This is a genomic window from Pseudomonas sp. 51_B, from assembly GCF_017491595.1.
Lineage (GTDB): Bacteria > Pseudomonadota > Gammaproteobacteria > Pseudomonadales > Pseudomonadaceae > Aquipseudomonas > Aquipseudomonas promysalinigenes.
In genome coordinates this window covers 104,631-110,992 of the sequence record NZ_JAFGYW010000016.1, presented here as the reverse complement: position 1 = coordinate 110,992, position 6,362 = coordinate 104,631, and the positions used below count along the sequence as shown (strand labels likewise).

Genomic DNA, 6,362 nt, shown 5'->3' with positions numbered 1-6,362 from the left:
GATCTAGGCATTAGTGCTCCGGTACGCCGAGCGGTTGCTCGGACGGTTTGTCAGTAGGGGCAGGCAGCGGCTGCTGTGGCACCTTCGGGCCGACGGTGACGATCACCAGTTTGTCGGCTGCCAGGTGCTTGTTCATCGCGGTTTTGACCTGCTCGACGGTCAGTGCCTGTGATTGCTGCATGAAATCTTCCAGCCAGGTCAATGGCAGGTTGTAGAAGCCGATGGCGCCCAGTTGGCCGACGATGCTCGCGTTGCTGGCGTTGGACAGCGGGAAGCTGCCGGCCAATTCGCGTTTGGCGTCATCCAGTTCTTGCTGGGTCGGGCCACTCTTGAGGTAGTCGGCGAGAATGCTCTGTACCAGCTTGAGCGTCCCATCGCTGAGTTCGGCCCGGGTTTGCAGGTTGATCATGAACGGGCCACGCACCTGCATCGGGCTGAATGCCGAGTATACCCCGTAGGTCAGGCCGCGTTTTTCGCGAACTTCGCTCATCAGCCGGGTGCCGAATGCGCCGCCGCCGAGAATCTGGTTGCCCAGCGAAAGGGCCGGCCAGTCAGGGTCCTGGCGGTCGATGCCGAGTTCGGCCAGCATCAGGTGAGTCTGCTTGCTCGGGAAGTCGATGTGGGTAATCCCAGCTTTGGGTTCCACCGGCTGGGCAGGTGCCGCCAGCGCCGGGCCTTTGGGCAGGGCAGCGGAAACTTGCGCGGCCACGGCTTCGGCTTCCTGGCGGCTCAGGTCGCCTACCAGGGCGATCACCGCATTGCCAGCGGCGTAGGCTTTGGCGTGGAAGGCGCGCAGTTGCTCGACGGTGATGCCTGGCACGCTTTCGGCACTGCCATCGCTAGGCTGGGCGTATGGATGGTTGCCGTAAAGTTTGCTGAACAAGGCTTTGCTGCCGATCTTGCCAGGGTTCTGCTTCTCGTACTCGAACCCGGCCAGCAACTGGTTCTTGATGCGTTTGAGAGCTTCCTCTGGGAAGGTCGGCTGGCCGGTCACTTGCGCGAACAGCTTGAGCGCCGGCTCGCGTTTGTCTTTGGCGCTCAGGCTACGCAGGGTAGTCACCGCCATGTCCCGGTAGGAGCCGTTGCCGAAATCGGCGCCCAGACCCTCGAAACCTTCGGCGATGGCGGTCACATCCTTGCCGGCTACACCTTCGTTGAGCATGGCATTGGTCAGGGTGGCCAGGCCGGGAGTGGTGCCGTCCTGGCTGCTACCGGCAGCGAAGGTGACACGCAGGTCGAACATCGGCAGCTCGCGAGCCTCGACGAACAGCACCCGGGCGCCTTCGGTGGTGGTCCAGTGCTGGATGTTCAGCTGGCGGCGGCCAGGTGCCTTGCCATCCAGTTCCGCCAGCGACTGCAAGGTGTTGGCCGGGCGCGCGGCATTGGCCTGGTCGCCGGCATGGCCAGAACGGGGGAGCACGGCGGCCACGGCCACCACCAGCGCGATGATGCACGAGCCGATCAAGGGGTAGCGTAGTGCGCTGCGGTCACTCATGAGCGGACTCCTCGGGCAAAACATGGGCAACGCTCAGGCGTTCGCGGGTGAAATAAGTGCGTGCGGCGTTCTGCACGTCTTGCGGGGTGACCTGCTTGAGTTCGTCCAGCTCGCTGTCGATCAGTTTCCAGGACAGGCCGACCGTCTCCAGCTGGCCAATGGTGGTGGCCTGACTGCTGATTGAGTCACGGTCGTAGACCAGCCCGGCGATCACTTGGGCACGCACGCGCTCCAGTTCCTCGGCACTTGGGGCAGTTGCCTTGAGCTCGTCGAGCAGCTTCCAGACGCCTTCTTCTACGTCGGCCAGGGTTTTCTGCTTCTGCACATTGGGCGTTGCCGAGATCAGGAACAAGCTGTCACCGCGGGTGAAGGCGTTGTAGCTGGACGAGGCGCCGGCCACCAACTCCTGACCGCGCTCGAGGCGAGCAGGCATGCGCGCGCTGTAGCCGCCGTCGAGCAGTGCCGAGATCAGCCGCAAGGCGTGGACGGTGCGTGAGTCCTTGGCGGTTGCCAGGCTTGGAACGTTGAACCCGTAGATCAGGCTAGGCAGCTGTGTGCGCACATGCAGCGTCAGCACACGCTGGCCGGGCTCGGCAAGCTCGAGCGGAAGTTTGGCCGGCGGCACGGCGCGCTTGGGAATGCTGCCGAAATACTTCTGTGCCAGCGCCTTGACTTCGTCGGCGGTGACATCGCCGACGACCACCAGTGTGGCGTTGTTCGGCGCGTACCAAGACTCGTACCAATGACGCAGTTCTTCGACTTTCATGCGGTCCAGGTCAGCCATCCAACCGATGGTCGGCGTGTGATAGCCGCTGGCAGGGAAGGCCATGGCACGGAACAATTCGAAGGCTTTGGCACTGGGCTGATCGTCGGTGCGAAGGCGGCGCTCTTCTTTGATGACTTCGATTTCGCGGGCGAACTCGTCAGCCGGTAAGCGCAAACTCGCCAGACGATCGGCCTCCAGCTCCAAGGCAACCGGCAGACGGTCGCGGGCCAGGACTTGGTAATAAGCGGTGTAGTCATCGCTGGTAAAGGCGTTTTCTTCTGCACCTATGTCGCGCAGGATGCGCGAGGCCTCGCCTGGCCCGACCTTGGCGCTGCCCTTGAACATCATGTGCTCAAGGGCATGGGACAAGCCCGTCTGCCCGGGCGTCTCGTAGCTGGAACCGACCTTGTACCAGATCTGGGATACCACCACTGGCGCGCGGTGGTCTTCGCGCACCACCACTTTCAGGCCATTGTCGAGGATAAATTCGTGAGTGGGTTGCACGTCGGCGGCAAAAGCCACGAGCGGCAGGCAGAGCGTGCTGAGCAACAGGCCAGCGGCACGGCGGGCTAGGGCATTCATACGGTGATTAACCTGTTCGGCGGCCCGCTGGTTTAGCGTCTGCGGGCCAGGAGGTGCTAGGATACTGATCCGGTTGCCTGGCGACCATGCCTGTCGCCGTTCTGGCCCACAGGACCTTAAGACAAAACATTGCGCATGAACCAGTCGGATTCAAAATAGTCTGTTCTGCGTTTAGAGAATTCCCGATGCGCCAGTTGCTGGCCCATCGCTACCCTGAGATAGCCGTCTTCCATGTTTGGTTCCAACGACGACAAAAAAGCGCCGGCCGAGGCTGGCGAGAAGAAAGGCCTGTTCAGCTGGTTTCGCAAGAAGCCGCAGCAACCTGTCGCCGAACAGCCTCAAACGCCCGAGCCTCAAGCGCCCGAGGTGCCGCCGGCCGAACCTGTAGCGCCGCAGCCTGCCCCCGAGCAAGCGCAGGTGGAGGCGCCGCAGCCCGAACCTGCCGCCCCGGTAGTGCAGGCGCCCGTGCCAGAGCCTGTCGCTTCAGCGCCTGCGCGCGAGCCAGAATCTGTACCTGAACCGGTCCCTGCTGAACCTGCGGTGGCGTCTGCGCCGCTGGTTGCACCTGAGCCTGTGGTTTCCACCCCCTCACAAGCCGCGCTGCCAGAGGCCGCTGCGGTGGTTGAGCAGCCTGCGCCTGTCAGCAACCTGGTGTTGCCGGTTGCCGAAGAGCCGGTCGCGTTGGTCCCGGATCTTGAGCCAAAGGCACCGCCGGTAATACCGGAACGCCCGGCGCCTGAGCCGGCGGTTGTCGCCCCGGTTGCGGCTCCTGTGCCAATGGAGCCTGAGCCGGTTGCCGTGGTTGCCGCGCCGCTCGCCACCGAGCAGTCCAAGCCCGGCTTCTTTGCCCGCCTCAAGCAAGGCCTGTCCAAGACCAGCGCCAGTATCGGCGAGGGCATGGCCAGCCTGTTCCTGGGCAAAAAGGTCATCGATGACGACTTGCTCGACGAAATCGAAACCCGTTTGCTGACCGCCGACGTGGGCGTGGAGGCTACCTCCGCCATTGTTCAGAACCTGACGCAGAAGGTCGCCCGCAAGCAGTTGGCCGATGCCGACGCGCTTTACAAGTCGCTGCAGGAAGAGCTTGCCGCCCTGTTGCGTCCGGTCGAGCAACCGCTCAAGGTCCAGGCGCAGAACAAGCCCTACGTGATTCTGGTGGTTGGCGTGAACGGCGCCGGCAAGACCACCACCATCGGCAAGTTGGCCAAGAAGCTACAGCTCGAGGGCAAGAAAGTGATGCTGGCTGCCGGTGATACGTTCCGTGCCGCTGCTGTCGAGCAGTTGCAGGTCTGGGGCGAACGCAACCAGATCCCGGTGATTGCCCAGCACACTGGCGCCGATTCCGCTTCGGTGATCTTCGACGCCGTGCAGGCCGCCAAGGCCCGTGGCGTGGATGTGCTGATCGCTGACACTGCCGGGCGCCTGCACACTAAAGACAACCTGATGGAAGAGCTCAAGAAGGTTCGCCGGGTGATCGGCAAGCTCGATGCCGATGCGCCGCACGAGGTGCTGCTGGTGCTGGATGCCGGCACCGGGCAGAACGCTATCAGCCAGGCCAAGTACTTCAACCAGAGCGTCGAATTGACAGGCCTTGCCCTGACCAAGCTGGACGGCACGGCCAAAGGCGGGGTGATCTTCGCCCTGGCCAAGCAATTCAAGCTGCCCATCCGCTTCATCGGGGTGGGTGAAGGCATCGATGACCTGCGCACATTCGAAGCCGAGCCGTTCGTCAAGGCTCTGTTCGCCGAGCGAGACTGACCATGATCCGATTCGAACAGGTTGCCAAGCGCTACCCCAATGGCCATGTCGGCTTGCATGAGCTGAGTTTCCGGGCGCGCCGGGGCGAATTCCTGTTCGTCACCGGCCACTCGGGTGCGGGCAAGAGTACGTTGCTGCGCCTGCTGCTGGCCATGGAGCGCCCCACGAGTGGCAAACTGCTGCTGGCCGGGCAAGACCTAGGGCAGATCAGCAACGCCCAGATCCCGTTCCTGCGCCGGCAGATCGGCGTGGTGTTCCAGAACCATCAACTGCTGTTCGACCGCACAGTGTTCAACAACATCGCCTTGCCACTGCAAATCCTCGGCCTTTCCAAGGCCGAGATCGCCAAGCGCGTGGACTCTGCGCTGGAGCGTGTTTCGCTGGCGGACAAAGGCGAGCTGTTCCCGGCGGACCTGTCCACCGGCCAGCAACAGCGGGTCGGTATTGCCAGGGCCATCGTCCACCAGCCGGCGTTGCTGCTGGCCGATGAGCCCACCGGTAACCTCGACCCACGTCTGGCGGCCGAGATCATGGGCGTGTTCGAGGACATCAACCGCTTGGGCACCACCGTTCTGATCGCCAGTCACGACCTGGCACTGATTGCGCGCATGCGCCACCGTATGCTGACGTTGCAGCGCGGCCGTCTGATCGGCGATGGGGAGGCCGGGCAATGAGCACTACACGTACACCCAAGGTTTCCGAGCGCGTCGCGCCCAAGGCCGCCGACCCGCAGCCGGCGAAGAAGAAGGGTGGCGATCACGACGACGGCCCAGATTTTCGCACCTTGCTGCACGCCTGGCTGGAGAGCCACCGGGCCAGCCTTGCCGACAGCCTGCGGCGCCTGGGCAAACAACCTATCGGTAGCTTCTTCACCTGCCTGGTGATGGCGGTGGCTTTGAGCATGCCCATGGGCCTTTCGTTGCTGCTCAAGAACATCGAAGTGCTAGGGGGCTCCTGGCAGCGTGCTGCGCAGATTTCGCTGTACCTGAAGCTCGATGCCGGTAGCCAGCAGGGCGAGGCCTTGCGCGATGAGATCAAGCGTATGCCGGGTGTTGCCGATGCCCAGTACGTGAGTCCTGGGCAGGCCCTTGAGGAGTTCCAGCAGCAATCCGGGCTGGGCGAAGCGCTGCGCGAGCTGCCTGACAACCCGTTGCCCGGGGTGGTGGTGGTGACCCCTACCGAAGTCGACAAGCCCGCCCTCGAAGCCCTGCGTCAGCGCCTGTCGGAATTGCCGCGAGTCGAGAATGCGCAGTTGGACCTGGTCTGGGTGGAGCGCCTGGCGGCGATCCTCAAACTGGGTGATCGCTTCGTCTTCGGCCTGGCGGTGATGCTGATTTCTGCGCTGTTGTTAGTAATCGGTAACACAATTCGTCTACATATCGAAAACCGCCGTATCGAGATCGAAGTCATCAAGCTGGTCGGTGGCACCGACAGCTACGTACGCCGGCCTTTCCTGTACATGGGAGCCTTGTATGGCCTGGGTGCAGGGGTACTGGCCTGGGCAATTCTGGCATTCGGCCTGAACTGGCTGAACGAGGCCGTGGTAGGGCTCTCGGGGCTGTATGGCAGTGACTTCGCATTGGGCGGGGTGCCCGCTTCCGATGGTCTGTCGCTCTTGATCGGAGCGGTGTTGTTGGGGTATATCGGTGCATGGATCGCAGTCGCTCGCCATTTGAACGAGTTGGCCCCGCGATAGTTTTTACCTGCCAGCATTGACACGTTGTTCACGGCTGAACTTGTACGGTCGTGCCGTGTCTATGT

At 63.0% G+C, this 6,362-nt stretch carries 5 protein-coding genes; 3 read left to right on the top strand and 2 right to left on the bottom strand.

The features are described 5' to 3' along the window. Nucleotides 1–10: 10 nt before the first annotated feature. On the bottom strand, nucleotides 11–1,495 hold the full coding sequence (locus J5M56_RS17225) for a pitrilysin family protein (protein ID WP_186476251.1): 1,485 nt from the start codon (nucleotides 1,493–1,495) through the stop codon (nucleotides 11–13). Beyond that, nucleotides 1,488–2,843 (bottom strand): pitrilysin family protein, encoded by a 1,356-nt coding sequence (locus tag J5M56_RS17220; RefSeq protein WP_207937383.1) that lies wholly within the window; start codon nucleotides 2,841–2,843, stop codon nucleotides 1,488–1,490. Before J5M56_RS17220 ends, J5M56_RS17225 begins: the two co-directional genes overlap by 8 nt. Before the next feature lie 231 nt (nucleotides 2,844–3,074). On the opposite strand from J5M56_RS17220, the gene ftsY reads away from it, so the two are divergent. The 3 genes from ftsY to ftsX are packed head-to-tail and all read left to right on the top strand — an operon-like array spanning nucleotide 3,075 to nucleotide 6,297. Then, the gene (ftsY, locus tag J5M56_RS17215) at nucleotides 3,075–4,601 is read left to right on the top strand and encodes a signal recognition particle-docking protein FtsY (RefSeq protein ID WP_207937382.1); all 1,527 of its coding nucleotides are present in this window, start codon (nucleotides 3,075–3,077) and stop codon (nucleotides 4,599–4,601) included. Between the two features lie 2 nt (nucleotides 4,602–4,603). Continuing rightward, nucleotides 4,604–5,275 carry a cell division ATP-binding protein FtsE gene (gene ftsE / locus J5M56_RS17210; RefSeq protein ID WP_060480077.1) on the top strand — a complete coding sequence of 224 codons (672 nt, stop codon included), beginning with the start codon at nucleotides 4,604–4,606 and terminating at the stop codon, nucleotides 5,273–5,275. Next, nucleotides 5,272–6,297 (top strand): permease-like cell division protein FtsX, encoded by a 1,026-nt coding sequence (gene ftsX, locus J5M56_RS17205; protein WP_207937381.1) that lies wholly within the window; start codon nucleotides 5,272–5,274, stop codon nucleotides 6,295–6,297. Before ftsE ends, ftsX begins: the two co-directional genes overlap by 4 nt. The last annotated feature ends 65 nt before the right edge of the window (nucleotides 6,298–6,362 follow it).

Coding starts and splice junctions, on each gene's coding strand:
- J5M56_RS17225 (WP_186476251.1), bottom strand. CDS start 1,495: ATGAGTGACCGCAGCGCACTACGCTACCCCTTGATCGGCTCGTGCATC.
- J5M56_RS17220 (WP_207937383.1), bottom strand. CDS start 2,843: ATGAATGCCCTAGCCCGCCGTGCCGCTGGCCTGTTGCTCAGCACGCTC.
- ftsY (WP_207937382.1), top strand. CDS start 3,075: ATGTTTGGTTCCAACGACGACAAAAAAGCGCCGGCCGAGGCTGGCGAG.
- ftsE (WP_060480077.1), top strand. CDS start 4,604: ATGATCCGATTCGAACAGGTTGCCAAGCGCTACCCCAATGGCCATGTC.
- ftsX (WP_207937381.1), top strand. CDS start 5,272: ATGAGCACTACACGTACACCCAAGGTTTCCGAGCGCGTCGCGCCCAAG.